This is a genomic window from Lysobacter tyrosinilyticus (genome assembly GCF_054779815.1).
In genome coordinates this window covers 15,691-40,074 of sequence record NZ_BAAGXN010000014.1, presented here as the reverse complement: position 1 = coordinate 40,074, position 24,384 = coordinate 15,691, and the positions used below count along the sequence as shown (strand labels likewise).

Annotated in this window: 23 protein-coding genes; 10 read left to right on the top strand and 13 right to left on the bottom strand. The window is 65.6% G+C overall.

Translation table 11 applies throughout. The annotated features are described in order from the left end of the window. Positions 1-11: 11 nt before the first annotated feature. From ACYVGK_RS16525 to ACYVGK_RS16510, 4 genes are all read right to left on the bottom strand, one after another. Positions 12-527 carry an RNA polymerase sigma factor gene (locus ACYVGK_RS16525; protein ID WP_460735714.1) on the bottom strand — a complete coding sequence of 172 codons (516 nt, stop codon included), beginning with the start codon at positions 525-527 and terminating at the stop codon, positions 12-14. A gap of 275 nt (positions 528-802) precedes the next feature. Then, positions 803-1,528, bottom strand: a complete 726-nt coding sequence (locus ACYVGK_RS16520; protein ID WP_460735712.1) for a general secretion pathway protein GspB — start codon at positions 1,526-1,528, stop codon at positions 803-805. Between the two features lie 2 nt (positions 1,529-1,530). After that, positions 1,531-3,168 (bottom strand): ExeA family protein, encoded by a 1,638-nt coding sequence (locus tag ACYVGK_RS16515; RefSeq protein ID WP_460735710.1) that lies wholly within the window; start codon positions 3,166-3,168, stop codon positions 1,531-1,533. Positions 3,169-3,266: 98 nt separating this feature from the next. Further along, positions 3,267-4,220, bottom strand: coding sequence for a DMT family transporter (locus tag ACYVGK_RS16510; protein WP_460735708.1), 954 nt, complete (start codon positions 4,218-4,220; stop codon positions 3,267-3,269). Positions 4,221-4,312: 92 nt separating this feature from the next. Here ACYVGK_RS16510 and ACYVGK_RS16505 point away from each other — a divergent pair, with 92 nt between their 5' ends. Continuing rightward, positions 4,313-4,972, top strand: a complete 660-nt coding sequence (locus ACYVGK_RS16505; protein ID WP_460735706.1) for a Pr6Pr family membrane protein — start codon at positions 4,313-4,315, stop codon at positions 4,970-4,972. Further along, positions 4,969-5,319, top strand: a complete 351-nt coding sequence (locus ACYVGK_RS16500; RefSeq protein ID WP_460735704.1) for a TfoX/Sxy family protein — start codon at positions 4,969-4,971, stop codon at positions 5,317-5,319. The genes ACYVGK_RS16505 and ACYVGK_RS16500 overlap by 4 nt, the downstream gene beginning before the upstream one ends. A gap of 6 nt (positions 5,320-5,325) precedes the next feature. On the opposite strand, the gene ACYVGK_RS16495 is transcribed toward ACYVGK_RS16500, so the two are convergent. Continuing rightward, complete coding sequence (locus ACYVGK_RS16495) at positions 5,326-6,216, bottom strand: LysR substrate-binding domain-containing protein (protein WP_460735702.1); 891 nt, start codon at positions 6,214-6,216, stop codon at positions 5,326-5,328. Between the two features lie 187 nt (positions 6,217-6,403). Between ACYVGK_RS16495 and ACYVGK_RS16490 the strand changes: the two genes are divergently transcribed. From ACYVGK_RS16490 to ACYVGK_RS16475, 4 genes are read left to right on the top strand one after another with little or no spacing between them, the layout of a single operon-like run. After that, complete coding sequence (locus tag ACYVGK_RS16490) at positions 6,404-6,799, top strand: cupin domain-containing protein (RefSeq protein WP_460735700.1); 396 nt, start codon at positions 6,404-6,406, stop codon at positions 6,797-6,799. A gap of 38 nt (positions 6,800-6,837) precedes the next feature. Further along, positions 6,838-7,230 (top strand): DOPA 4,5-dioxygenase family protein, encoded by a 393-nt coding sequence (locus ACYVGK_RS16485; protein WP_460735698.1) that lies wholly within the window; start codon positions 6,838-6,840, stop codon positions 7,228-7,230. A 24-nt stretch (positions 7,231-7,254) separates the two neighbouring features. Further along, positions 7,255-8,148 (top strand): DMT family transporter, encoded by an 894-nt coding sequence (locus ACYVGK_RS16480; protein WP_460735696.1) that lies wholly within the window; start codon positions 7,255-7,257, stop codon positions 8,146-8,148. Between the two features lie 5 nt (positions 8,149-8,153). Further along, positions 8,154-8,495 carry an antibiotic biosynthesis monooxygenase family protein gene (locus ACYVGK_RS16475; RefSeq protein WP_460735694.1) on the top strand — a complete coding sequence of 114 codons (342 nt, stop codon included), beginning with the start codon at positions 8,154-8,156 and terminating at the stop codon, positions 8,493-8,495. Between the two features lie 279 nt (positions 8,496-8,774). Here the strand turns inward: ACYVGK_RS16475 and ACYVGK_RS16470 are convergent, their stop codons facing one another. The 4 genes from ACYVGK_RS16470 to ACYVGK_RS16455 form a co-directional block, all read right to left on the bottom strand. Continuing rightward, the gene (locus tag ACYVGK_RS16470) at positions 8,775-9,602 is read right to left on the bottom strand and encodes a DUF72 domain-containing protein (protein WP_460736115.1); all 828 of its coding nucleotides are present in this window, start codon (positions 9,600-9,602) and stop codon (positions 8,775-8,777) included. A gap of 22 nt (positions 9,603-9,624) precedes the next feature. Further along, on the bottom strand, positions 9,625-11,097 hold the full coding sequence (locus ACYVGK_RS16465) for an amidohydrolase family protein (protein ID WP_460735692.1): 1,473 nt from the start codon (positions 11,095-11,097) through the stop codon (positions 9,625-9,627). A 234-nt stretch (positions 11,098-11,331) separates the two neighbouring features. Further along, positions 11,332-13,152: a DUF885 domain-containing protein gene (locus tag ACYVGK_RS16460; RefSeq protein WP_460735690.1), complete on the bottom strand. Its 1,821-nt coding sequence runs from the start codon at positions 13,150-13,152 to the stop codon at positions 11,332-11,334. Positions 13,153-13,288: 136 nt separating this feature from the next. After that, positions 13,289-13,591, bottom strand: coding sequence for a hypothetical protein (locus ACYVGK_RS16455; RefSeq protein WP_460735688.1), 303 nt, complete (start codon positions 13,589-13,591; stop codon positions 13,289-13,291). Between the two features lie 195 nt (positions 13,592-13,786). On the opposite strand from ACYVGK_RS16455, the gene ACYVGK_RS16450 reads away from it, so the two are divergent. Further along, on the top strand, positions 13,787-15,811 hold the full coding sequence (locus ACYVGK_RS16450) for a tetratricopeptide repeat-containing sulfotransferase family protein (protein WP_460735686.1): 2,025 nt from the start codon (positions 13,787-13,789) through the stop codon (positions 15,809-15,811). A 97-nt stretch (positions 15,812-15,908) separates the two neighbouring features. Further along, positions 15,909-18,350: a TonB-dependent receptor gene (locus tag ACYVGK_RS16445; RefSeq protein ID WP_460735684.1), complete on the top strand. Its 2,442-nt coding sequence runs from the start codon at positions 15,909-15,911 to the stop codon at positions 18,348-18,350. A gap of 242 nt (positions 18,351-18,592) precedes the next feature. On the opposite strand, the gene ACYVGK_RS16440 is transcribed toward ACYVGK_RS16445, so the two are convergent. From ACYVGK_RS16440 to ACYVGK_RS16430, 3 genes are all read right to left on the bottom strand, one after another. Further along, positions 18,593-19,414 (bottom strand): peptidylprolyl isomerase, encoded by an 822-nt coding sequence (locus ACYVGK_RS16440; RefSeq protein ID WP_460736113.1) that lies wholly within the window; start codon positions 19,412-19,414, stop codon positions 18,593-18,595. 200 nt (positions 19,415-19,614) lie between these two features. Continuing rightward, the gene (locus ACYVGK_RS16435) at positions 19,615-20,076 is read right to left on the bottom strand and encodes a DUF1579 family protein (protein WP_460735682.1); all 462 of its coding nucleotides are present in this window, start codon (positions 20,074-20,076) and stop codon (positions 19,615-19,617) included. A 203-nt stretch (positions 20,077-20,279) separates the two neighbouring features. Further along, positions 20,280-20,768, bottom strand: coding sequence for a hypothetical protein (locus ACYVGK_RS16430; protein WP_460735680.1), 489 nt, complete (start codon positions 20,766-20,768; stop codon positions 20,280-20,282). A gap of 166 nt (positions 20,769-20,934) precedes the next feature. Here ACYVGK_RS16430 and ACYVGK_RS16425 point away from each other — a divergent pair, with 166 nt between their 5' ends. Next, positions 20,935-21,312, top strand: a complete 378-nt coding sequence (locus tag ACYVGK_RS16425) for a PadR family transcriptional regulator (RefSeq protein ID WP_460735678.1) — start codon at positions 20,935-20,937, stop codon at positions 21,310-21,312. Next, the gene (locus ACYVGK_RS16420; protein ID WP_460735676.1) at positions 21,309-22,232 is read left to right on the top strand and encodes a sensor domain-containing protein; all 924 of its coding nucleotides are present in this window, start codon (positions 21,309-21,311) and stop codon (positions 22,230-22,232) included. The genes ACYVGK_RS16425 and ACYVGK_RS16420 overlap by 4 nt, the downstream gene beginning before the upstream one ends. Before the next feature lie 72 nt (positions 22,233-22,304). Here the strand turns inward: ACYVGK_RS16420 and ACYVGK_RS16415 are convergent, their stop codons facing one another. Beyond that, positions 22,305-24,368 carry a prolyl oligopeptidase family serine peptidase gene (locus ACYVGK_RS16415; RefSeq protein WP_460735674.1) on the bottom strand — a complete coding sequence of 688 codons (2,064 nt, stop codon included), beginning with the start codon at positions 24,366-24,368 and terminating at the stop codon, positions 22,305-22,307. Positions 24,369-24,384 lie beyond the last annotated feature (16 nt).

Sequence of the window (24,384 nt, the reverse complement as noted above, 5' to 3'; positions counted from 1 at the left end):
TGTGAGGGATGTCAGGCGATGTCGTTGCGGAGGCGTTGCTTGAGGCGGCTGATCTTGGTGGCGACGTTGGCTTCGCTGATGCCGAGGATCTCGGCGATTTCGCGATGGCTCCGGTCTTCCAGATACAACAGCAGCAGCGCGCGATTGAGCGGGTCCTGTTGCTCGATGAAGCGATGGAGCAGTCGAAGGTGCTCCTGGCCCTCGTGGTTGTCGTCTTCGCCGACCACGTCGTGCAGTGATTCATCCAGGGGCACCGCGTGCTGCTGGCGGTGACTGGTGCTGCGCAGATGCGAGATCGCCACGTTCAGGGCGATGCGGTACATCCAGGTGGAGAAGCTGGCGCGCGCGTCATCGAAGGCGGGGTACGCGCGCCACAATTGGGCAGCGATTTCCTGCACCAGATCGGCTCGGTCGTCCGGATGCCGGCAGTAGGAATGCGCGACCTTGAAGACGATGCCGCGATGCTGTTCGAGCAGCTCGCCGAAGTGATTTCGCACGCTGTCCTGCATGGTCGCTTCGATGTGCATGGGAGGCGGGTCGATTCTAGGGGCGTCCATCCGGGATGAATGGCGCTGACACCGGGATGATTCGCGCCGGCGGCGGATTCCTTACACCGGGGCTCCATCCGGCGTTGACGCCGTCGGGAGCAGGCTCGGGCCGATCGCTGGGAGAGCGCCATGCAGTGCAAGACGCTCCGGCGCAATGCCGGGCGTACCTTGCTGAAGACGCTCGATTTCTACTGTCCGCTGGCGTTCATGCGGACGACGAGCCGAAAGGCCGGGCGTGACTAAGTGGCGTTCGCTCAGCGGATCTGCAGGCGAATGCGGCGTCCACGCCAGCTCAGCATCACCCCTTCCTGCTGGATCGCTTCGACGGTGGCATCGCCGATCCGGTCGCCCTCGTTCACGCGCGTGCCATCGATGATGGCAAAACGGTTGGCGGCATCCGGTGCCCACATGTGCATGCTGATCTTGAGCGCGGGCAGCTGCTGGCGTTCCTCGTTCGACAGGTCGGCAAGGCTCAGCGGTGCATCGGGGCTGGCGAAGGCGGTGGTGCTGGCCGATGCGGTGGCGGCCACCGGCGCTGGCGGCGCGGCGATCTGGGGTTCGACCGGGCGCGGTTCGTTTGTCTGCCCGGAGGTCGTCGGCGGAGTCGCAACGGCAACGGTGGCCTGCGTTGCCGGAGGCGCAGGGCTCGTTGTTGGCGTGGCGGGAATCGGGTCGACGCTGCGCCGCGGCGGCGAAAGGCGGGTCGGTGTCGACAGCGGTGGCGCCGCAACAGGGGCAGGTGCCTGGGCAGGAACCGCCGCGACCGCGCCGGAATCCTCTGGCGCGCTCGGGCGCATGGCCCACAGCACCAGCAGCACCGCGATCAGCGCTGCCGCCACGACTACGACGATCCGGCCGCGCTTGTCCGCGCTTGCGAGAGCGGTCGGCATGACCGGCATGGCCTCGCTGAGCAGGTCGGGAGCCTGTCCGCGGCGGCGCTCGGCTTCCGACTTGCGCAGGGCTTCGAGGATGAACGACATGGCTATTCCAATCCCTTCAGCAGGCGCGGCCCGGCTTCGTCGCGCGAAGCCAGGGCCATCAGGGTTTCCGGGCCGATCACACCGTCGCTGGCGAAGCCACCGTCGCTCTGGAAGCGGCGCACGGCATCCTGCATGCGTGCGTCGAACGTGGCCACGGCGTCGATCGGCAGATATCCGCTGGTCAGGTGATCGCGCACCCAGGCCATCGCCGGGCTGTTGTCGGTCAACGGCAGGGTGAGGTTGAGCGGACCACGCCATAGCGCGGCGTATTCGCCACTCCAGTGGTGGGCGAGGGTGATGCGGTCGAGGTCGAGTGCGTGGCCATCCAGCGACACGCGCACCCGGCGCGCATCGGCGCCCAGCAGCAAGGCCCAGGTTTCGTGCGGGCCGTTGCGCAGATGCAGCAACACCGGGCGATCCTGTGCGACCAGGCGATCGAGTGTTCCGGATGCGCGCAGGCAATACGCATCAGTGGACAGCGCGAAGGGGCAGCTGGCGGCGACACCGATGCTGAGATCGTCGGTCGGCAGCTGCCATTTCGCCAGCAACTGCTTCCAGGCCAGCGGCGAAGCCGGGGCGGCCGTGTCGATGCGCGCAGCAAGCGCCGTGGCATCGAGCGTTGGCACGGTGGCCGGCTTCGACGCGGGGTTCGCCGGTGAGGTCGACGCCGCCGCCGGCGTGGCGGTATTCGCCTTGAAGCTTGAAGCCGGAGGCGGCACGGGTGCCCGCCACGCATACACCCCGGCGATCAACGCCAGCGCGACGACGCCCACGCTCGCGGGCAGCCACCAGTGCTTGGTAGCCGTGGCCCTTGGTGCCAGCGTTTCCTTTGCCGCGCGATCGACGGTGCGTGCATCGATGCGAGTGTCGTCATGGGCGTAACCGCCGAGCAGTGCGCGTTCGGCAATGACATTGATCAGGCGCGGCACGCCGCCCGAATGCGCGTGGATGCGGCGGATCGCCGCCGTATCGAAGGGCAGGTGCAATCCGCCCGCGACCCGGTAGCGGTGCTTCAGGTAGGTCGCGGTTTCGTTCGCATCCAACGGCGTGAGGTGGAAGCGCGCGGTGATGCGTTGCGCGAGCTGGCGCAGCTCCGGACGGGCGAGCAGTTGGCGCAGCTCGGGCTGGCCGAGCAGGATGATCTGCAGCAGCTTCTGCGTGTCGGTTTCGAGATTGGTGAGCAGGCGGACCTGTTCCAGTGCCTCGACGGAGAGGTTCTGCGCTTCGTCGATGATCAGCACCACCCGCAGTCCCCGCGCGTAGGCGTCGAGCAGATAAGCGTTGAGTGTGTCGGTCAGCGCCTTGACGCTGCCGCGGCGGCCTTCGCCGTCAAGGTGCGTGACCGGCAGATGCAGTTCTTCGCAGATGGTTTCCAGCAATTCCACCGGCGACAGGCACGGATTCAGCACTAGCGCAACGCGGGTGTTCTCGGGAATCTGCTCCAGCAACAACCGGCTCAGCGTGGTCTTGCCGGTGCCGACTTCGCCGGTGAGCTGCACGAAGCCACCGCCACCGCCCTGGCCGATGCCGAACAACAGGTGCGCCAGCGCATCGCGGTGGCGTTCGCTCAGGAACACGAACCGCGGATCGGGGGTGATCGAGAACGGCGGTTCCTTCAGGCCGTAATGCTCGAGATACATGCGCGGACCAGACGGGAATTCGGCGCCTAGCCTGCCACGAACCCTGGGCTGGGGCGATGTCTGCGACGGCGAGCCTCGCTACGGCCGGTGCGGGCGCGCTATTCGGTCGCGCCCTTGGCTTCGGCGGTGCCAAGCACATCGGGCTGCAGCGGGCGCGGCGTGCCCAGCAGCGGGTGGATGAACACGGCGGCGAGGATGATCGCGACACCGAGATAGAACTGTCCGGTGAGTTCGCGCTGCTCGCCCAGCAGGATCACGGCGAGGATGATGGCGTAGACCGGTTCCAGGTTTATCGCCAGTTGCTGGGCGAATGCACTCATGTGCCGCAACGCCACCAGAGACAGCGTGAACGGCAGCAGCGTGCAGGCCAGCGACAGGCCAAGCAGGAGCGCGATGTCGCGCGCGCCCGGCACGACTAGCAGGTCGCCGGCGAAGGCGCTGGTGGCAGACGGGATCGGCAGCAGCGGCATCAGCGGCGCCAGCACGGTGAGCACCAGCGCGCCCGCCCCCAGTTCTAGCGCGGTGACGGTGAGCGGATCGCCATGTTCGACCAGGCGCTTGTTGAGCGAGCCGAAGATCGCCACCAGCAGCGCCGACACCGTGCCGACCGCGATGCCCAGGCGCATGCCCTGCGGCACGCCGCCGACTACGAGCACCACGCCCGGCAGCACCAGCAGGCCGAGCGCCAGTTCGCGCTTGGAGAAGCGCGTGCGGGTCAGCCATGGCTCGATCAGCGCGATGAACACCGTGCCCAGTGCGATGCAGGTTGCGCCGACCGAGGCGTTGGAGAGCTTGATCGAGCCGTAGAACGTCAGCCAATGCAGCGCGACCAGCGCGCCGATGCCGGCATAGGCAAGCATCAGTCTTGGCCGCATCGCCCGCAGTCCGCGCCATACGCGAGGCACCAGGGCGAGCGCGGCGACAACGATCAGCATGCGCCACCAGACCAGGGGCAATGCCGGCAGCGAGATCATCTTGCCGAGGATCGCCGTGAATCCCCACAGCACGACGCAGAAGTGGATCTGCAGGAAGGCCTTGCGTGGGGCGTTCATAGGTACGAAAGATCTGGCGGATGCGACGGATTGGGATAGTGTTGCAGAGTCGTGGGGTCGCGTAACCTGATCATCCGCCGAGGGGAATGACGATGTGGAATTCGACGCCGCATGCCCGTTATTTCGCCGCAATGGTCGCAGCGGTGGCAGCGTTCGCGCTGGTGCTGCAATACGTACTGCTGATGCGGGCGACGCTGGACACGGTCGGTCCGTTCTTCGCCACCGTGCGCTTCTTCAGCTACTTCACCATTCTCAGCAACCTGCTGGTGATGCTGGTGTCGTCGACGGCTGCCTTCGCCCCCGAATCGTCGCCCGGTCGTTGGCTTGCGCAACCGGTTATGCGTGGCGGCGTGGCGTTGTACATCGGCGTGACCATGGGCATCTATGCCGTCGTCCTGCATCGGCTGTGGGAGCCGCAGGGCGCGCAATGGTGGGCCGACACCGGGCTGCATTACGCGGTGCCGACGCTGTACTTGCTGTGGTGGTTGGTGGCAGTGCCGCACGGTGCATTGCGCTGGAGCGATTTGTTGCGCTGGCTGCTGTTCCCCCTGTTCTATGTGTGCTGGGTATTCCTGCGCGGCGCTTTCGTGCACGAGTACCCGTATCCGTTCATCGATCTCAATGCGCACGATCTCGCGACGGTGCTGCGCAACTGCGCGGGTGTGATCGCGGCATTCCTGGTGCTCGGCAGCGTATTGGTCCTGGTCGATCGCTGGCGCGGGCGGACGGGGCAGCCTGCGGTGGCGACATGAGCGAAGCGCTGTTCGAACATCTGCGCGACCTGTTCGAACCGCTGGGCCCGATCTCGATGCGGGCGATGTTCGGCGGCTACGGCCTTTACTTCGACGGGATGATCATCGGCGTGATCATCGACGAGGCGCTGTACCTCAAGACCGATGCGCTTACCCGCGACGACTTCGAAGCGGCCGGCTGCCATCCATTCGTCTACGACATGAAGGGCGAGCCGCTGGTGATGAGCTACTGGTCGTTGCCGGACGAAGCGATGGACTCGCCGCAGGCTATGCAGCCGTGGGCGCAGCGGGCGATCGAAGCGGCGCAGCGCAAGCCGCCTGCGAAACCGCGCAAAAAGCGCCGATAGCAGTGCTTATTGGGGCTCGCGCGGCAGCCCGAGCACCCAGTCGACGAAGGCGCGCGCTGCTGGCTTCAGGCGCTTGTGCGCCGGATACACGACGTAATAACCCCAGCGTGCCTTCAAGGCCGGTCCCGGCAGCCGGATCAGTACGCCCGCTGCGAGATAGGGCGCGGCGATCTTGTCGCGCGCCAGCGTAGCGCCCAGCCCGTGCACCGCGGCATTGAGCGCCGCGGTGCTGTCGGTGAAGCGGTAACGCTCCTCCAGCGCCGCGCCGTGCACGTCGGCCGCACGCAGCCAGTCGTGCCAGCCCTGACGTGCCAGGTCGGATACCAGTGGCAGACGGGTGATGTCGGCGGGTTCACGGATGCTGTCCACGCCAGGCAACGACGGCGAGGCGACCGGGAACAGGTAGTCGTCCATCAGGAGGTGCGAGGTCAGGCCGGGCCAATGGCCGGGCCCATGCCGGATGCCAAGGTCGGGGCCGCCCTCGTCGAAGCGGGTGAGTGCCACCTCGGTATCCACCATGAGCCGGATTTTCGGGTGCAGGGCCGCGAACTGCGGCAGGCGCGGCTGCAGCCATGTGTAGGTAAGCGAGTGCAGGGTGGTGATGTGCACGCGGTCCTGTTCGGCGCGGGCGGTGCGCAGGCTGCGCACCACGCTGTCCATGTCCGCCATCGCACTGCCGGCGGCATCGGCCAGCTGGCGGCCTTCCGCGGTAAGCGACACACCGCGTGCGTGGCGCTGGAACAACACCACGCCAAGCCGCGATTCCAGCTTGCGCACGTGATGGCTGACCGCGCTCGCGGTGAGATGCAGCTCCTCGGCCGCATGCGCGAAATTCTGGTGTCGCGCAGCGGATTCGAAGGCAGCCAGGGCGGGGAGCAGGTCAGCGCGAAGAGCCATTCGAGAAGCCTCAAATTTCGTTTGTGTCTGCCGGCGAAAGTATGCGCTTGTGCCCCCTGTCTGTCTGCACAAAATGAGCAAAGTCGGCGGCGCGGTTGATCACGTCGACGTAGTGCGCCTCCCCCCGTATTACCCCTGCGTGTTTCCCCACTTCGGGGCGTTCGCCCCTCGCAACGGAACCGATTCCATGGGCCGACTGGATGCGATTTCGATTTCCACTCTGCAGGCCTCGTCCATTGACGAGGTTCCGCCGATACGCGTTGGCGCCGGATGTACCCGCCGCGACCTGTCCTCCGACGGCAGCGTGCGCGTCTGGGTGGTCGACATGGAACCGGGTGCGATCTGGCCTTACGTCGACGACCACGATACCGGCGAGCACTACTACGTGATCGAAGGCGAGGTGATCGAAGGTTATGCGCGCTACGGCGCCGGTACCTACGTCCGGTTCCTGCCGGGTACAAGTCATCGGCCGCGCACCGATACCGGTGTTCGCCTGTTCGGCTTCAACCTCGATCCGGCGGCGATGGTCTCCGCGCGCGAAGCCTCAAATCGTGCACATCGCTTCAACTACAGCCAAGGCTAACGTCGCCGTTGCGGCGCATGCAATCAAGGATCAAGAAGATGGACGACAGCCAGCCCTACCACGCGCACATCTATTACCTGCCGGAAACGCGCAGCACGGCCGAACAGGTGCGGCAGCAGTTGGGCGACAAGATGGCCTCCGGCGAAATCCCGCAGTTGCTCTTCGTCGGACAGATGAAGGACCGCAAGGCCGGGCCACATCCGATTCCCCAGTTCGAAATCCACTACACCAGGGCGGCACTGCCGGCGATCGTGTCGTTCCTCGAGAACACCGGGCTGACGGCGCTCGTGCATCCGCTGACCGATGACGACGTGGCCGACCACACCACGCTCGCGCATTGGATCGGCCAGCCGCTCGATCTCGACCTGAGTCCGCTGGATCCCCCGGGACATAACCAGGGCGTCGCGCGTTTCGCTCGCGCCGACTTCTGACGCACAAGGCAAATGAGTACATCCATGAACACGATTGCAGGCAATCTGACCAAGACGTCTGGTAATACCTGGATCACCCCGGTTGAGCTGGCGGTGCTCGGCGCCATCTGGGGTGCGTCGTTCCTGTTCATGCGCGTAGCCGCCAATGACTTTGGTCCGATGCCGCTGGTGGAAGTGCGCCTGGGCCTAGGCTCGCTGGTGCTGCTGCCGTTCCTGTGGCGCGCGCGTTCGCAATTCGCATCGAAGCAGCTGTGGGCCAAGCTGGCGCTGATCGGCGCGATCAACTCGGCCGTGCCGTTCATGCTGTTCGCGTGGGCGGCGCAGCGCGCCCCCGCCGGCGTGGGCGCGATCGCGAATGCCATGACCGTGCTGTTCACCGCGCTGGTCGGGTTCCTGTTCTTCGGTGAGAAGATCGGCGCCAAGCGCGCGGTCGCCCTGTTCACCGGCTTCGCCGGCGTGGTCGTGCTGGCCAGCGGCAAGACCGCCGGCGCGAGCATTGGCTGGGCAGTGCTGGCCGGATGCAGTGCCTCGTTCCTGTATGGCATAGGCATCAACCTGGTGCGCCGGCATCTCACCGGATTGCCGCCCGCTGCGGTGGCTGCGGCGACGCTGGGTGCCTCGGCCCTGCTGACGCTGCCGTTTGCCGTAGCCACCTGGCCGCAACACGCGATTCCGCTGAAGTCGTGGCTGTCCGCGGGCATGCTCGGCGTGCTGTGCACCGGCATCGCGTTCGTCATGTATTACCGCCTGATCGCCCGTGTCGGTGCGAGTCGCGCGTCGACGGTGACCTATCTGGTTCCGGTCTTCGGCGTGGCCTGGGCATGGCTGCTGCTTGGCGAATCCTTAACCATGACGATGGCAATCTCCGCTGCGCTCATCCTGGGCAGTGTCGCCATGAGCCAGCAACCGTCGCGCTGAGCGGCATGGACGCCTGCGACGCAGATCAAGAGGGCAAGACTGTGATCGCACGACTCTGGCACGGCACCACCCGGCTCGATAAAGCCGACGCCTATGCAAGCTTCCTCGCCGATCGGGCGATGCCCGATTACCGCGGCACCGCCGGCAATCTGGGCGCGCAGGTGTTGCGGCGCGACGAAAACGACGTCGTCCATTTCGTCACGCTCAGTTACTGGGAAGACGAGGACGCGATCCGCGCCTTCGCCGGCGACGAGCTGCTGAAGGCGAAGTACTACCCGGAAGACCAGGATTTCCTGCTCGAATTCGAGCCGCTGGTGGTGCACTACGAAGTGCGTTCGGCCGGTTGAGCTGAAACGAACGATTTGCAGGTCCCAGGTTTTTTCTTCAAGCAACCGCAAGGTCAAGAGCGCCCCTCACCCGCCTGCGGCACCCTCTCCCCGCCTGCGGCAGGGAGAGGGAAAACAAGGGTTGACCCTTCTCCCCGCTAGCGGGGAGAAGGTGGCCGAAGGCCGGATGAGGGGAGCGAGCGCAGCGAGCTGCTTTTGGCTTAGGTGTCAGGCATCCGCAACCCGCCCGGGACGCTCTTGCGCCGGCAGTGCCGGGTAGGCCCGGTACTACGATTTGTCCTAGCGCCGCAACTGCTCGATCAGTGCCATCGCCGCAGCCGGATTGCGCTCCTTGGCCGCGCTGATGAAGAAAACATACACATCACGGCGTTCCGCGGACGGCGTGCCATTGGCGGCGATGTAGGGCAGGTCGTCTGGGTGCTGGCCGCGCGCCCACAGCCGCGCACGAGCCGCCCAGTGCTCGAGTTCCTCTTCCGTGTAGCCGCTCGCGATTTCGCTGCGCGAACGCATCAATCGCGCATAGACGAAATCGGTGGTGATGTCGGCGAACGACGGATAGTCGCGTGAATCGGTGAACACCGTGCCGAGCCCGCGTTCGCGCATCAGCGTGACGAAGCGCGCATCGACGAATTCGGAGTCGCGCACGTCCAGCACATGACGCAGACGACGGCCGTCGACCTCGGCGGGCAGCAGATCCAGGAAGGCGGTGAAGTCCTCGCGCTCCAGCTTCTGCCCGGCATCGAACTGCCAGACCACCGGGCCGAGCCGGTCGCCCAGCGACGCGATGCCGCCCAGGAAGTCGTCGATCTGCGCACCAGCCTTCGCGAGCACGCGCGACTGCATGATCCGCATAGGCGCCTTGAGCGAGAACACGAAGCCCTCCGGCGTTTCCGCGGCCCACTTCGCGTAGGTCGCCGGCTTCTGCGCCCCGTAGTAGGTGCCGTTGATCTCGATCGCGCTTAGATAACGCGAGGCGTATTCCAGCTCGCGCCGCTGCACCAGTCCGGCGGGGTAGAAGTTATTGCGCCAGGGCACGAAGGTCCAGCCGCCGATGCCGACGCGGATGCCGTCGACGGCGGGCGTCGCTTCGGGGAATGCTTCGAACAGCGGCTGGGTTCTGGCCATGGATCTATTGGGTCTTTTCTTCGCGGGCGGCGACACGGGCTCGAACGGCCGCCAGCATGGCATCCAGCGCGCCGCGGTCAAGGTAGTCGCCCTTGAGGACGACCGCGTAAATAGCACGCGTGGCGGCGATGTCTTCCAGCGGGTTGCGGTCGAGCAGCACGATGTCGGCCGCTTTGCCGGCAGCGAGATCAGCCGAATCGTCCCCATGGCCGAGGAATCCGGCGTTACGCAGCGTCGCCGACTGCAGGGCCTGCAACGGCGTCAGGCCGTAGCGCACGTATTCGCCCAGCTCGTCGTGCAGGCCGATGCCGGGATAGTCGTAGGAATTGAGGAAGCCGGCATCGGTGCCGGCGAGGATGGTTACACCGGCTTGTTGCAGCAGCGGCAGCAGCGCGGCGCTCTTTTCGTACACGCGATGGCGTGCGGCGATGGCGGCGGCATCGTCCTTGGCCGCGCGCTCGACGCGCCAGGCGTAGGTCGCTTTCAGGCCCGGACCGATGTAGTGCAGGTAATCGTCGTCATGGTGGTCGACCTGGTCCAGATAGGCGGTAACGCGGCTGCCGTAAAGCGTCGGCGTGATCGCGGTGCCGCGCGCGGCCAACTTGCGATAGGCGGCCAGGGCGGTGTTGCGGTCGAACGAATCTGCCGACTGCACCAGGGCGTCGCGATAGCTCAGCTTGCCGGCCGCGGAGGCGTCCGCGATTTCGCGCTCGCGCGTCGAGCCGGCCTTCAGCGCGTAGCCCATGTGTTCGATCGAATCGAGCCCGGCCGCGCTGACGTCATCGAGCATCAGCGCCATCGGCACGTGCGCCGACGTCTTCATACCGCGGCGTTCGGCTTCAGCCAGGGCGGCCATGAACAGCTGCGGCGACAGCGCGCTTTCGGTGATCTTGACGAAGTCGACGTGCATTGCCTGCAGCTGGTCGAAAGCGGCGCGTAGTTCGGTTTCGTTCGCCACTTCCAGATCGCCGGGCCAGATCGAACCCTTGCCCTCGATCTTGGGGCCGGAGGTATAGATGGTCGGGCCCTGCAGCTCGCCCTTGCGGATCTGTTCGCGCCACTGCAGCACTTGCGGACTGAGGTCGCCCGCGGCATCGCGCACGGTGGTCACGCCGTGCGCGACGTAGAGCGGGAGCAGATCGCGATTCTCGTCGATCAGGGCCTCGCCGCCGCCGAAGTGCACGTGCATGTCCCACAGGCCGGGGATCGCGAACTTGCCGGCAGCATCGACCGTGCGAGCGGATTGGAAACGCGCGCCTTCGCTGGCATCGACGACGGCGACGATGCGGTGGTCGCGCACAGCGATATCGCGATGCTGCAGCAATCGGCCATCGTGCAGGTCGATCACGGTGACATCGTTGATTAGCAGGTCGACAGCAGGCAGGTCGACCGAGGAACGGTCCGCGGAAACGCCGGACTCATGCGCGCACGCGGCGAGCAGGAGCGCAGGGAAGAGCAGGGAGAGTCGGAACTTCATGAGGGATACCGCGATCGTGCGCCCGAAGGTCCGGACGCGATATCGCCTAGTTGGGGATGGGGTTTGGAACGATGATGGGAATTCATTCCTTCGTCATCCCGCCGTTGCCTTGGGATGACCAGGACGTTCACTTGAAGGCTGGATCCCGGCTTGCGCCGGGATGACGAGCGAATAGGTATGCGAGATGACGGGATGCGAGCCGTGCGCAACGCGCACGGCTCGTGCCCTACTGACTCACTGGATCGGCTCGTCCAGCATCAGCTCACGCACAAAACGCACCGGCGGCGAGCCGAACGACAACAGCTTGTCGTGATAGGCCTTGTCGTTGAACTTGTCGCCCTCGCGCTTTTGCACTTCCTTGCGCAGGTCCATGTGCTCGCTGTAGCCGACGAAGTAGGTCGGCAGCTGCGCCGAAGTCAGCTGCGCACGCACCCACTTGCCTGCGGCTTCACGTTCCTGCTGGAACGTGGTGACGGTCATCAGCTTCATGGCGTCTTCCTTGCTCATGCCGTCGACCTGGATGGCCTGGTCGAGGATCGCGTTGGCGGTTGCGCGCAGCAGCCACTTGCGCTGGATCAGCTGCATCAGCGGATCGTTGTTCATGTAGCCGGCATCGGCCATCTGCTTTTCGGCGTACACGGCCCAGCCTTCGATGAAGGAACCCGAGCCGAGCACCGCGCGCAGCGTCGACGGGTACTTGTTGGAGTGCCACAGCTGCGCGTAGTGACCCGGCATCGCCTCGTGGATGCTCAGCTCGTGGATCGAGCGGGTGTTGTATTCGCGCAGGAACGAATCGACCTGCTCCGGCTTCCAGTCGTCCGGGATCGGCGACACGGCGTAGAACGTATCCAGGCCCTTGTCGAGCGGGCCGGGCGAATCGCAGTAGGCCACGGACACGCCGCGCTGGAATTCCGGCATCAGGATGATCTGCACCGGCGAATCCGGAATCGAGACCAGCTGCTTCTCGCGTACGAAGGCAGTCGCGTCGGCGGTGGCCTGCTTGGCGGCGTCCACGACCTTGTCGCGCGCGGGGCGCTCGGCATAGGCCAGTTCCAGTGCGGCCTCGATCACCTTCTGCTGCTGCTCGTCGTTCGGTGCGTCGGGCATTTCCTTTGGCGCATTCGGCTTGCCGGCGAGCACCTTGCGCGCGATGTCGTACATCTCGACGCGGGTCTGCTTGAGCGCGGCTTCGGCGCGGGTGCGGATGTCCTGGCGCGTCATCGGCGAGTTCAGTGCGAACGCCAGCTTCTCGTCATACAGCTTCTGGCCCAGACGGAAGTCGCCCTTGGCATTCGGAACCAGGGTCTTGTCCAGCCAGTGCTGGTTTTCCTCGACCGCCTTCTTGAGCGAAGCGACCGCGGCATCCAGGCGCTTGCGATCGTCGCCGCTGAGCTCGCCGGCGTGCGGCAGGATCATGTCGTCGACGATGCTGGCGATACCAGCGTTCTGCTTGGCTACCGTTTCGGCGTGGATCTTCGGCACTCGCGCCGGGTCGAGGTTCTCGCGCATCTGCGCGAACAGCGCCGGGATCTTCTCCATGCGCGCGGTCGCTGACTTCAGGCGCTGCGGCATCGGCGCGAAGTCGCGTGCCATCAGCGTGTACAGCGCGCCACCGGCGATGCCGTTGTAGACCTGCGGGTCCCAGGCCCAGCTCTGCAGCGTGTCCATCTGCCAGATGTCGTAGCGGATCTGGTTGCGCAGGATGGCGAGGTCGACCTGGTTCTCGCGCGAGAGCTTGCTGGCGTCGAGTGCATCGACTTCGGTCAGCATCTGCTTGCTGAAGTCGACGAACTTCTGCCGGCCCGCTGCGCTGAGATCCTCGATGCGGTCGTCGAAGTCGTGCTTGCCGGTCTGGGTGGCGCTGACCGGCTGCTGCTCCAGCCAGCCGTCGAGCCAGCGCTTGGACAGGTCGGCGAACTTGGCGTCGGCCTCGGTGGTGGTGGCCTGGCCGGCCGTGGCCGGAGTGGCGGACGAACCGGCTTCCTGCTTCTGGCACGCGGACGTGGCGATCAGGAGGGCGAGGGCGATCGATGCGGGGACTGGACGCAGGCGCATGGTGGTTGGGTACATCCCGGAAGGCGGCAAGCCGCGATTTCCCGAGGATATCGCCATGCCGCAACCGATGCGCGGGCCACAGGTGAGGGAGCGCGACGCGCCATGGCTGGCGCCAGAACGGGACAAGCGGCCGTGGCTATTGACCCCATTCCTCGTCGGATTCGAATTCGACGATCACGTCCAGATCGAACGCCAACGCCTCCACGGCATGGCGCACCTTGAGGGCGGTGGCGTCGTTGGGGGCATCGATCTCCAGCTCGTGCACGCCGGGTCCCTGATCGTCGGTCAGGCCGGCGGAGCTGGAGTCGTCGTCGTCCATGTGGTTCATCAGGTCGGCGACCTCCTCGACGTGCTCGATGCCGTCGATGCCTGCGAGCAGGTTGCCGATCGCACGCGCATCGTCGTCGCTTCCGGTGATCCGCATACGCAGTTGTGGCATGGGTCCGGCCCTCCGCTTCGGGCAGGCTCAGGCTAGGCGGCATGCCGTGACGGGCGGGTGCACTGTTTCGGTGGACTTTGCTGAATTGGGCGGCGTAGATTGCCCGGCGGGGTGCCGTGAAGGGCCGGACCGTGCTCAGGCAGGTGCGCGCCGACAGCGCGGTGACATGCCGTAATCGCAACCGCTTGGAAGTGAATGAATCAGGTGACCGAGCCAACCGCCTCAGTCGACGTCGCGCTCGCGCATGCCTCGCGGTTGCTGGCCACCGACCCAGCCCTGGCCGCCGAGCAAGCCGGCGAGATCCTGCGGGTGGTCGACCATCCGATGGCACGCCTGGTGCTCGGGGTCTCGCACTCGCTGCGTGGCCAGCACGCACCGGCCCTGGATGTCCTGGAACCGCTGGCTCGCGCGCAGCCTCGTTGGGCGCAGGCGCAGATGGAGCTCGGTCTGGCGCGTGCACGTGCGGGGCGGGACGGTGCGATCGCGGCATTGCGTCGCGCCGTAGCACTGAAGCCCGATCTGCCGCAGGCCTGGCGCGCGCTGGGCGACCAGTTGCTGGCGGCCGATGACCTGGACGGCGCCGATGCGGCCTACGCGGCGCATGTCCGCCACTCCGTCCGCGATCCGCAGCTGCTCGCCGCGGCGTCGGCCTTGAACGAGAACCGTATCCCCGACGCCGAAGCGCTGCTGCGTGTGCATTTGAAGCAGGCTCCGTCCGACGTCGCCGCGATCCGGATGTTCGCCGAAGTGGCCGCGCGGCTCGGCCGCATCGAAGATTCGGAGCTGCTGCTGCAGCGCTGCCTGGAACTCGCGCCCGGCTTCCACGAAGCACGGCGCAACTACGCGATGGTGCTGCACCGGGCGAACAAGCCGGCCGAGGCGTTGGCGCAGATCGACGCGCTGCTGCAGAGCGATGCGCGCAACCCCGCCTATCGCAACCTCAAGGCAGTAGTGCTGTGCCGCGTCGGCGATTACGAGCCGGCCATCGCGCTCTATGCGGAACTGCTGAAGGAATTCCCGCTGCAGTCGCCGATCTGGCTCAGCTACGGCCATGCCCTGAAGACCGCCGGTCATCAGGCCCGGGCAATCGAGGCCTATCGCGAAGCGATCGCCCGTGAGCCGGCGTTCGGTGAAGCGTGGTGGAGCTTGGCCAATCTCAAGACCTTCCGCTTCAGCGATGAGGACATCGCGGCGATGCGCGCGCAGCTGGCGCGCATGGAAGGCCGGGATGATGCGGACGCCGATCACCGCCTGCATCTGCACTTCGCCCTGGGCAAGGCCCTGGAGGATCGTGCGGATTACGCCGCGTCCTTCCAGCATTACGAACAGGGCAATGCGCAGCGCCTGCAGCAGGTCCCATACAGCGCGGACGAAACCAGCGCGCGGGTACGACACGCCAAACGTCTCTACACCCCGGAATTCTTCGCGCAGCGACAGGGCTTTGGCAGCAACGCGCCCGATCCGATTTTCATCGTCGGTCTGCCGCGTGCCGGTTCGACCTTGCTCGAGCAGATCCTGTCGAGTCACTCGCAGGTCGAAGGCACGATGGAGTTGCCCGAGCTGATCTCGGTGACGCGTGCGCTGAAGCAGCAGGCCGGCGACGGCTACTACCACGACGCGCTGGCGACCCTGGACGCCGACGCCGTGCGTGCGCTGGGCGAGCGCTATCTGGAAGGCACCCGTATTCATCGCAAGAGCGGTGCGCCGTTCTTCATCGACAAGATGCCCAACAACTTCGCGCACGTCGGGCTGATCCAGCTGGCCCTGCCGAACGCGAAGATCATCGATGCGCGCCGGCATCCGCTGGCGTGCTGTTTCTCCGCTTTCAAGCAGCACTTCGCCCGCGGACAGAGCTTCAGCTACAGCCTGCAGGACCTCGGCCGCTACTACCGCGACTACGTCGAATTGATGGCTCACTTCGACGCGGTGTTGCCGGGGCGCGTGCATCGCGTCACTTACGAGCGGATGGTCGACGACACCGAGAACGAGGTGCGGCGTCTGCTCGCGTACTGCGGATTGCCGTTCGAAGAGCAGTGCCTACGGTTCTTCGAGAACGAACGTCCGGTGCGTACCGCCAGTTCCGAACAGGTGCGCCAACCGATCTACCGCGACGGTGTCGACCACTGGAAGCATTTCGAGCCGTGGCTGGGGCCCTTGCAGCAGGCGTTGGGCCCGGTGCTCGACGTCTATCCCGCCGTGCCGGACCTCGGCGCGGCGTAACAACAAGAAACGATCCGCAACACCACGACATGGGAGGGTTTGGCTGATGCAGAAGTTGAAACGAAGTACCGCCAGGACGAGGTCGATACCGGCCCGGATGCCGCTGACTGCGGCGATCTGCCTGGCATTCACGTCGACGATTGCTTTTGCGCAGGACGCGCCGCAACCGAGCGCGCCGGAAGCGGCACCGCAGGAAAAGGCGGTCACCCTCGGCACCGTCAACGTCACCGCGCAGAAGCGCACCGAGAACCTGCAGAAGGTGCCGATCAGCATCCAGGCGATCGGTGCCGAGCAGCTGGACCAGCAGCAGGTTTCCGACTTCGACGACTACGCCAAGATGATCCCGAGCCTGTCCTACGGCACGGCCGGCGGTGGCGTGTTCTCGGGTCCGGGCTTCGTGCAGGTCTACATGCGCGGCGTGGCCAGCGGTGGCGACGGCAACCATTCCGGCTCGCAGCCCAGCGTCGGCATGTACCTCGACGAGCAGCCGATCACCACGATCCAGGGCGCGCTCGACATCCACATGTACGACATCGAGCGCGTCGAAGCGCTCGCCGGTCCGCAGGGCACGCTGTACGGCGCCAGCTCGCAGTCCGGCACGGTGCGCATCATCACCAAGAAGCCGGATGCGTCGGGCTTCGCGGGTTCGTACAGCGTCGAGGCCAGCGCGATCGACGGTGGCGGCATCGGCCACGTGCTGGAAGGCATGATCAACGTGCCGATCAAGCAGAACACCGCGGCGATCCGCCTGGTGGGCTGGGAGAAGCACGATGCCGGTTATGTCGACAACGTGCACGGCACGCGCACGTACCCGATGGGCACGAACGGCGATCCGTCGGATGACATCACCGTCGACAATGCCCGCTTCGCCGAGGACGACTACAACGACGCCGACACCTACGGCCTGCGCGCGGCGCTCAAGCTCGACCTCAACGACAACTGGTCGATCACGCCGTCGGTGGTCACGCAGAAGATGACCGCGCACGGCAGCACCGGCTTCGACGAGAGCGTCGGCGACCTCGAAGTGATGCACAACCGTCCCGAGTCCTCGGACGACCGCTGGACGCAGGCGGCGCTCACGGTGGAAGGCAAGCTCGGCAACTTCGATGTGACTTACGCCTTCTCGCATCTCAAGCGCGACGTCGACAGTGAGGCGGACTACAGCGATTACTCGTTCTGGTACGACACGCTGCGCGGCTACACGTTGTACGACAACGGTGGCGCGCTCATCGATCCGACCCAGTTCATCAATTCCACCGATGCTTACAGCAAGACCAGCCACGAGCTGCGCATCACGTCGCCCGCAGAGAACCGCCTGCGCTTTGTCGCCGGCCTGTTCTGGCAGCAGCAACAACACGACATCTTCCAGCGCTACAAGGTGAACAACCTCGCCGACGCGATCGAAGTGCCGGGTTGGAGCGACACGATCTGGCTGACGGCGCAGCAGCGTCGCGATAACGACAAGGCGGTGTTCGGCGAACTGTCGTTCGACATCACCGACGCCCTCACGCTTACCGGCGGCATGCGCTATTTCCGTACCGACAATAGCCTGAAGGGCTTCTTCGGCTACGGCGCCGGCTTCAGCGGATCGACCGGCGAGTCGCAGTGCTTCTCGACCGTGCAGTTCCATGGCGCACCTTGCACCAACCTGGACAAGGACACCGACGAGAGCGATTCGATCGGACGGGCGAACCTGACCTGGAACATCAACGACACCAAGCTCGTGTACGCGACCTGGTCGGAAGGTTTCCGCCCGGGCGGCATCAACCGTCGCGGTACGTTGCCGCCGTACAAGTCCGACTTCCTGACCAACTACGAGCTGGGTTGGAAGACCTCGTGGGGCGAGAACCGCTTCCGCTGGAACGGCGCGGTGTTCCGTGAAGAATGGAAGGACTTCCAGTTCTCCTACCTGGGTCAGAACGGCCTCACCGAAATCCGCAACGCCAACCAGGCGCGCGTGGATGGCCTGGAAATGGACCTGAGCTGGGCGGCCAGCTACAACCTGTCGATCAACGGCGGTTTCGCCTGGTACGACGCCAAGCTGACGGAGGATTACTGCCAGGTCACCGACGCCAGCGGCACGCTGGATCCAACCTGCTTCCTGCCGCTGGACGTCACCAACACCGATCTGACCATCCAGAACGGCGGCACGCGCAAGCCGGACTTCGCTGCTTCGGGTACGCGACTGCCGATCACGCCGAAGTTCAAGGGCAGCGCCAGTGCGCGCTACACCTTCGACCTTGGTGGCGGTGAAGCGTACTGGCAGGTGGCGCTGTCGCACGTAGGCGATCGCACCACCGATCTGCGCGAGTATCAGAGCTTCTATCTGGGCAAGCTCGAGGCGTACACGCTGACCGACCTGTCGGCCGGCTATCGCCGTGGCAGTTGGTCGCTGGACTTCTTCCTCAAGAACGCCTTCGACGAACGCGCCGATCTGGCGCGCTTCTCCGAATGCGCGGCGGAAGTCTGCGGTCATCAGCCGTACACGGTGACGGCGCAGCCGCGCACGTTTGGGGTGCGGTTCTCGCAGGAGTTCTGACGGGGATAGTCGGAATGCAAAAAGGCCGCCCTTGGGCGGCCTTTTTGTTTTGGCGCTTGCTTCGCGACGCCGCCCTGCGTCGCTGAAGCGACGCTGTCCCTCTCCCCGCAAGCGGGGCGAGGGATGCCGCGACGTCTTCATTGCGCTTCTCCCCGCTTGCGGGGAGAAGGTGCCCGAAGGGCGGATGAGGGGCGCTTTTGACTTTGCTGGTCCGAAGCAAGGACTTTCATGAAACAAGTTCGTTACTTCTTCACCGCCCGCACCGGCAACGGCACATTGCACAAATCGATATGCCCCGCCGGCCGCTTGTACCACTCATCGCGACGATTACGACGCGCTTCGACCAGCTGGGTGAACGCGGCCGTATCGGTGCGCAGCAATTCCAACGGCACGCGCTCGTTCTCCGGCACTTCCGAAGCCAGGCGGATCGCCTTGATCGGCGCGCGCTGTTCGGGCTTCTCGTAGAAGCCGAGCGGACCGGTGCCGCGCGGCAGCACCGACAGGAATTCCATGCCCTGCACGACGCGACCGACCACGGTGATGTTGCGATCGAGCTGGCGCGGCGACTGACCCGTCACGACATAGAGTTCGGTGCCGTTACTGGAATCGGCCGCAACGTCGCGGCCTGCACCGATCGCGCCGTAGCAATGCGCCAGCCAGGCCTTGCCGGCTTGCGGATCGCGCGCGGCGGGGAAGCCGCCACTGAAACCGACTTGCGGCGCCCAGCCATCGCTGTCGGGCAGGCGGTCGAACTTCACGCCCTTGCTCGTGCGTTCGAATTCGGCCGGCAGCTTGGCCTTCGCAGTGCCCAGCGGCTTGCGCTTCTTCTCGTCTTCCTCGCCATCGCCCCACTGCACGACGAAGTTGTCCTGCGAGCGGTTGATGCTCAGGCCGTTCCAGTAGCCTTCCTTCGCCAGCGTGCGGATGTTGCCGACATGCGCGGGCGCAAAAACGGGTGCGAGTTCGATCACCACGCGTCCGGAAGCGAGATCCAGGTACAGCGTGTTGGCCGGGTCCAGTGCGCGCCAATCCGAAGCCTTGGTGGCGTCGAGGATTTCCTGCATGGACTTGGGCTTTTCCAGCGGCTTGACCGCAGCCTTCGCGGGAGCGGTCTTCTGTGCAGCTGGCTTTGTCGCGGGCTTCCTGGTCTTGGCGGCGACCTGGGTACTACAGGCCAGGCCGAGCAGCGCGGACAGCACGATGACGCGATTGAGGTGCATGGAAACTCCTGGAGTCGCGATGCCGCGACGTTGCGCAGTTGGGATCAGGCGCGGCGGTAGTCGCCGTGCATGAATTCGCTGAAGTCGGCCTGGCCGGGAAAGCGGTTCTCGACGGTGAAGCGGTAGCCGTCGCCGCTGAAGTCGTAGCGATAGCGCGCTTCGCCGCGTGGCGTCTGCTTCTCGAACAGCAGGCTTTCACCGTCCCAGCGACCGCGCGCGGGATCGGGCGGGAAGCCCATGCTGTCGAACCACCACCACAGCACATCGCCGCTGCCGGGCTCGATCAGGAACAGGCCGTGGCCACGGAAGCAAACGCTGCCGTTCTTCTCTTCTTCGTATTCCTGGATCAGAGCCATGCCGTCGAGGCCGACCTGGCAGTGCGATCGACCGAGGGCGGAGCCGCCTTCGCCCCAGGGTGAGGGCGCCAATGTTTCAGGACCGGACCAGCGGCCCTGCAGGCGCGAGAACAGGCGCTCGTGTTCGGGACCAGGGCGGGGCATTTCCATCGTGGCGGCTCCGTGTCGTGATTCGCGGGACGAAGCGGCGAGGATACTCAAAGCGACGCGCGCTCAACCAGCGGCTATCGACGTTCCGTTACTACCTGCCCATGTCATTGCGGCGGCCGCGCGTCGCACGGAACGATGGTGCAGTTCCGAACCGACGGTGGCGTAGGGCAGCATCATGCCTGGGTCGCTCAGCGCGATGACGTCTAGCTTGCCTGCTTCCTGGCCGGGGACTTGCGCACCGTCGATTTGCGGCCGGTCTTCTTTGCAGCAGTCTTGCGAGCCGTCTTCTTTGCAGTCGTCTTGCGTGCGGTCTTGCGAGTCGTCTTCTTTGTCGGCGACTTGCGTGTCGATTTCCGTGCGGTCTTCTTCGCCGGCGACTTACGCGTCGATTTCCGTGCGGTCGTCTTGGCAGGGGCCTTGCGCGTTGACTTGCGTGCCGTCTTCTTTACCGCTGTCTTGCCCGAGGTCTTGCGCGCGGCATTCTTGGCCGGCGACTTGCGCGTGCTCTTCCTGGCCGCCTTCTTCGCCGTCTTCTTGCGACCGCGCGCGCCGCCGGTCAGCTTGTTGACGGTGGCCCAGCCGATGCGCTCGGCAGCTTCCTCGGATCCGCCGCGTTCACGGACGCTTTCTTCGATGTGCTCGGCCTGACGTTTCTGTTTGGACGAATAGGCCGATTTGTCTCCTCGGGGCATGGCATTTCTCCGCGCCGCAAACCGGGCGACGCCCAGTTCCCTCTAGCAGCGGGCTGGTGCAGGTCACGCGAGGGCCCATTCATGACTTCCGCCACCCCGTGACTAATGGCAGAGCCGGTATAGCGAAGTTATCAGTAGTGTTTGCTTCAAGCTACCGGACACCGCCATGACCCCCGCTGCTATCGACTCGAACGACAGCCACCTGCGCAAGTTCCAGAAGGAACTCAGCGCCGGCACCGTTTCGCTGGCCCTGCTCGCCGTACTGGGCACGGCCGGCGAGCCCATGTACGGGTACCAGATCGCCAAGCGCCTGGAGCAGGAAGGCGAGGGCGTGCTCAGCGGCAAGCAGAGCGCGCTCTATCCGGTCCTGCGCAACCTGGAGGGCGGCGGGTTGCTCGACAGCTTCGTCGAGCCATCGGTCTCGGGCCCACCGCGCCGCTACTACCGCATTACCAAAACGGGGCGCGATGCCCTGCGCGACTGGTCCGCCGCCTGGCGCGCCACCCGCGATTCCGTCGACGCAGTTCTTGGGGAAACGAAATGAACGCCACCGTGTTGCCGACCACCATTCCTGCTTATCTGGAACAGCTGCGGCGCTCGCTGGCCGGCGCCGATCCGGCGCTGGTGCAGGACGCGCTCTACGACGCGGAGGAATACCTGCGCTCGGAGCTGTCCGAGAATCCCGGCAGGTCGGAGGCCGAGGTGATCGCTTCTGTCGCCGGCAGTTACGGCGCACCCGACGAGGTCGCCGAGATCTACCGCGACACCGAAGTGAAGGTGCAGAGCGCGCTGCGCACGCCGCCCGCGCGTCCGATCGCAGCGCAGCGCTCGTGGTACGCGCGCTTCTTTGGTGTCATCGCCGAGCCGCGTACCTACGCGTCGCTGTTCTACATGCTGTTTGCGCTGGCGACGGGCATCTTCTACTTCACCTGGGTGGTCACCGGCGTGTCGATGTCGGCCGGCCTGGCGGTACTGATCATCGGTATTCCCTTCGTGATCCTGTACTTCGGTTCGGTGAAGGTGCTGTCGCTGGTCGAAGGCCGCATCGTCGAGACCCTGCTCGGCGAACGCATGCCGCGCCGGCCGCTGTATTCGACGCGCGGCCAGCCGCTGCTGGAACGGATCAAGGACCTATTCACCGACCCGCGCACCTGGGCGACGCAGCTGTATTTCCTGATGATGCTGCCGCTGGGCATCGCCTACTTCACCGTTGCGGTGACCGGACTGGCGACGTCGTTGAGTCTGATCGCCGCACCGGTTGCCGCGATGTTCGGCCTGGGCGATGCGGGTCTGTGGATCGACGACGTGAACGTGCTGGGTGTGAACGGCTGGTGGGCCTTGCCGCTGTGCTTCGCGGCCGGTGTGCTGTTGCTGTTCGCCACATTGCATCTGGCGCGCGGTGTCGGCTACCTGCACGGCCAGCTGGCCAAGCACATGCTGGTGAAGACTTCGCAGTACGACTGATCCTGCGGTTCACACCAAAAGCAAAAGAGCCGGCAGCGATGCCGGCTCTTTCGTTTGCAGCGGTATCGGTCGTTACTTCGCAGCGGTACTGGCTCCGCCCTTGCCGCGATAACGCTCGAACCACGCCAGGATCGCCGACGCCTTCGCCGCCGATTGCGACGGGCGCGCCGCGATCCCGCCGTGGCTGGCGCCCGGCACCTTGATCAGCGCGGTAGGCACACCGCGCAACTGCAGCGCGGTGTAGTACTGCTCGGCTTCGCTCACTGGTGTGCGGTAATCCTCGGAACCCACGACTACCAGCGTCGGCGTCTTCACGTTGCCCACCAGCGACAGCGGCGAACGCGCCCAATAGCTCTGCGGGTCTTCCCACGGCAGCTTGTCGAACCAGTAGCGGTGGTAGTAGGTCGCGCCATCGGACGTGAGCGTGAAGCTGGCCCAGTCGATCACCGGCTTCTGTGTCGCCGCGGCACGGAAGCGGTCGTTCTTGCCGACGATCCACGCGGTAAGGACACCACCACCGGAACCGCCGGTGACGAACAGGTTGTCGGTATCGATGAAACCCTTCGCGATCGCCGCGTCCACCGCGCTCATCAGATCGTCGTAGTCGTGGCCTGGATACGCCTTGTCGATCTGGTTGGCGAAATCCTCGCCGTAGGAAGTCGAGCCGCGCGGATTCACGTAAACCACGACGTAGCCGGCTGCGGCGTAGAGCTGGTTGTCGGTGGCGAACGTCGGGCCGTAGGCCGCGAACGGGCCGCCATGGATCTCGAGAATCAACGGGTACTTGCGCGACGGATCGAAGTTGGGCGGCGTCACCATCCACGCATCCACATCGCGTCCGTCGAAGGCCTTCACCGGCAGATGCTGCACGTCACCCAGTGTCTTCGCGGCGAACAGGCTGTCGTTGAGATGCGTCAACTGGCGTGCCTTGCCGCCGCGCACCACGGCAACGTCGGAAGGCCGCAACGGCGTGCCGGTAGTGATCGCGAGCGTGCCGTCACGCGCGACGCTGTATTCACCTCCGGCGTATGGGCGATCAAGCTGGCTGCCGGTCAATCCGTCCGCCGCAGTGCGCACCGAGCCGTCCAGCCCCACGCGCGCCACACGCACGCTGCCGTGGTCTTCGTAGTCGAGGTAGACCGAACGTCCGTCGCTCGCCCATACCGGGTCTTCCACGCTGCGATCGAGATTCGCGGTGAGCTCGCGCGAATTGCCGCCGTCGATGTCCATCACGTACAGCCGGTTGTTCTGGTAGCCGACATGGCGATCGTCGAAGCCGACATAGGCGACGTGCTTGCCGTCGGGCGACACCACCGGCGAAGTGTCGGGGCCGTTGCGTTTGGTCAGCGTGCGGATGCTGCCGTCGGCGAGCGCGACTGCGTGGACGTCGCTGTCGACCGGTTCGCGTTCCCAGTCCGGGCTCAGGTTGGCGCTGAACACGATTGCCTTGCCATCGGGCGTCCACGACAACGGACCGCCGGCGTTGCGCTGACCGAAGGTGAGCTGGGTCGGCGCGCCGCCTTCGGCCGATACCCAGAAGATGTGCTCATACCCAGGCTTGGTGTAGCCGTCGCCATCGTTGCGATAGGTCACCGCGTCGATGATCTGCAGCGGCTCGGCCCATTGTGCGCCCTCGGGTTTTGCCGGCGCCTTGCCCAGCGAAGCACCATCGGCCGGCACGAACATCGAGTAGGCGATACGACTGCCATCGGGCGACCACGCGATGCCTGCCGGCGTGTCGGGCAGACCGGTGACGCGCGCGGCGGCGCCAGTCTTCATCCAGCGCACATAGAGTTGCGCGCCACCGCCATCCGACGTCGACACGTAGGCCAGGCGCGAGCCATCGCGCGACCAGCGCGGTTGCATGTGTGAACCGGGACCGGCGATCAGCGGCGCTTGCGTGCCGCTGGCCAGATCGATCAGCCAGATCGACGAGCGCGCGCGGTCGCTCATGATGTCGTTGGCCCGGCGCACGTAAGCGATGGTGCGACCGTCGGGGCTGATCTGCGGATCGGTGGCGACTTCGAGCGAGAACAGGTCCTGCCCGGTGAGCACGCGCGACGGCGCGTCGGCGGGGGCGGCATGGACGGCGGGTGCGAGCAGGGCAAGGGACAGCGCGAAGGCCAGCGGCTTCATGGGGTGCTCCAGACGG

Bases quoted from the DNA above. Each gene is read 5' to 3' on its own strand.
- ACYVGK_RS16460 (WP_460735690.1), bottom strand. From the start codon at position 13,152: ATGCGCCTGCGTCCAGTCCCCGCATCGATCGCCCTCGCCCTCCTGATC.
- ACYVGK_RS16480 (WP_460735696.1), top strand. From the start codon at position 7,255: ATGAACACGATTGCAGGCAATCTGACCAAGACGTCTGGTAATACCTGG.
- ACYVGK_RS16430 (WP_460735680.1), bottom strand. From the start codon at position 20,768: ATGCCCCGAGGAGACAAATCGGCCTATTCGTCCAAACAGAAACGTCAG.
- ACYVGK_RS16455 (WP_460735688.1), bottom strand. From the start codon at position 13,591: ATGCCACAACTGCGTATGCGGATCACCGGAAGCGACGACGATGCGCGT.
- ACYVGK_RS16500 (WP_460735704.1), top strand. From the start codon at position 4,969: ATGAGCGAAGCGCTGTTCGAACATCTGCGCGACCTGTTCGAACCGCTG.
- ACYVGK_RS16475 (WP_460735694.1), top strand. From the start codon at position 8,154: ATGGACGCCTGCGACGCAGATCAAGAGGGCAAGACTGTGATCGCACGA.
- ACYVGK_RS16515 (WP_460735710.1), bottom strand. From the start codon at position 3,168: ATGTATCTCGAGCATTACGGCCTGAAGGAACCGCCGTTCTCGATCACC.
- ACYVGK_RS16425 (WP_460735678.1), top strand. From the start codon at position 20,935: ATGACCCCCGCTGCTATCGACTCGAACGACAGCCACCTGCGCAAGTTC.
- ACYVGK_RS16490 (WP_460735700.1), top strand. From the start codon at position 6,404: ATGGGCCGACTGGATGCGATTTCGATTTCCACTCTGCAGGCCTCGTCC.
- ACYVGK_RS16445 (WP_460735684.1), top strand. From the start codon at position 15,909: ATGCCGCTGACTGCGGCGATCTGCCTGGCATTCACGTCGACGATTGCT.
- ACYVGK_RS16485 (WP_460735698.1), top strand. From the start codon at position 6,838: ATGGACGACAGCCAGCCCTACCACGCGCACATCTATTACCTGCCGGAA.
- ACYVGK_RS16505 (WP_460735706.1), top strand. From the start codon at position 4,313: ATGTGGAATTCGACGCCGCATGCCCGTTATTTCGCCGCAATGGTCGCA.
- ACYVGK_RS16420 (WP_460735676.1), top strand. From the start codon at position 21,309: ATGAACGCCACCGTGTTGCCGACCACCATTCCTGCTTATCTGGAACAG.
- ACYVGK_RS16440 (WP_460736113.1), bottom strand. From the start codon at position 19,414: ATGCAGGAAATCCTCGACGCCACCAAGGCTTCGGATTGGCGCGCACTG.
- ACYVGK_RS16510 (WP_460735708.1), bottom strand. From the start codon at position 4,220: ATGAACGCCCCACGCAAGGCCTTCCTGCAGATCCACTTCTGCGTCGTG.
- ACYVGK_RS16520 (WP_460735712.1), bottom strand. From the start codon at position 1,528: ATGTCGTTCATCCTCGAAGCCCTGCGCAAGTCGGAAGCCGAGCGCCGC.
- ACYVGK_RS16450 (WP_460735686.1), top strand. From the start codon at position 13,787: ATGAATCAGGTGACCGAGCCAACCGCCTCAGTCGACGTCGCGCTCGCG.
- ACYVGK_RS16465 (WP_460735692.1), bottom strand. From the start codon at position 11,097: ATGAAGTTCCGACTCTCCCTGCTCTTCCCTGCGCTCCTGCTCGCCGCG.
- ACYVGK_RS16415 (WP_460735674.1), bottom strand. From the start codon at position 24,368: ATGAAGCCGCTGGCCTTCGCGCTGTCCCTTGCCCTGCTCGCACCCGCC.
- ACYVGK_RS16435 (WP_460735682.1), bottom strand. From the start codon at position 20,076: ATGGAAATGCCCCGCCCTGGTCCCGAACACGAGCGCCTGTTCTCGCGC.
- ACYVGK_RS16495 (WP_460735702.1), bottom strand. From the start codon at position 6,216: ATGGCTCTTCGCGCTGACCTGCTCCCCGCCCTGGCTGCCTTCGAATCC.
- ACYVGK_RS16525 (WP_460735714.1), bottom strand. From the start codon at position 527: ATGCACATCGAAGCGACCATGCAGGACAGCGTGCGAAATCACTTCGGC.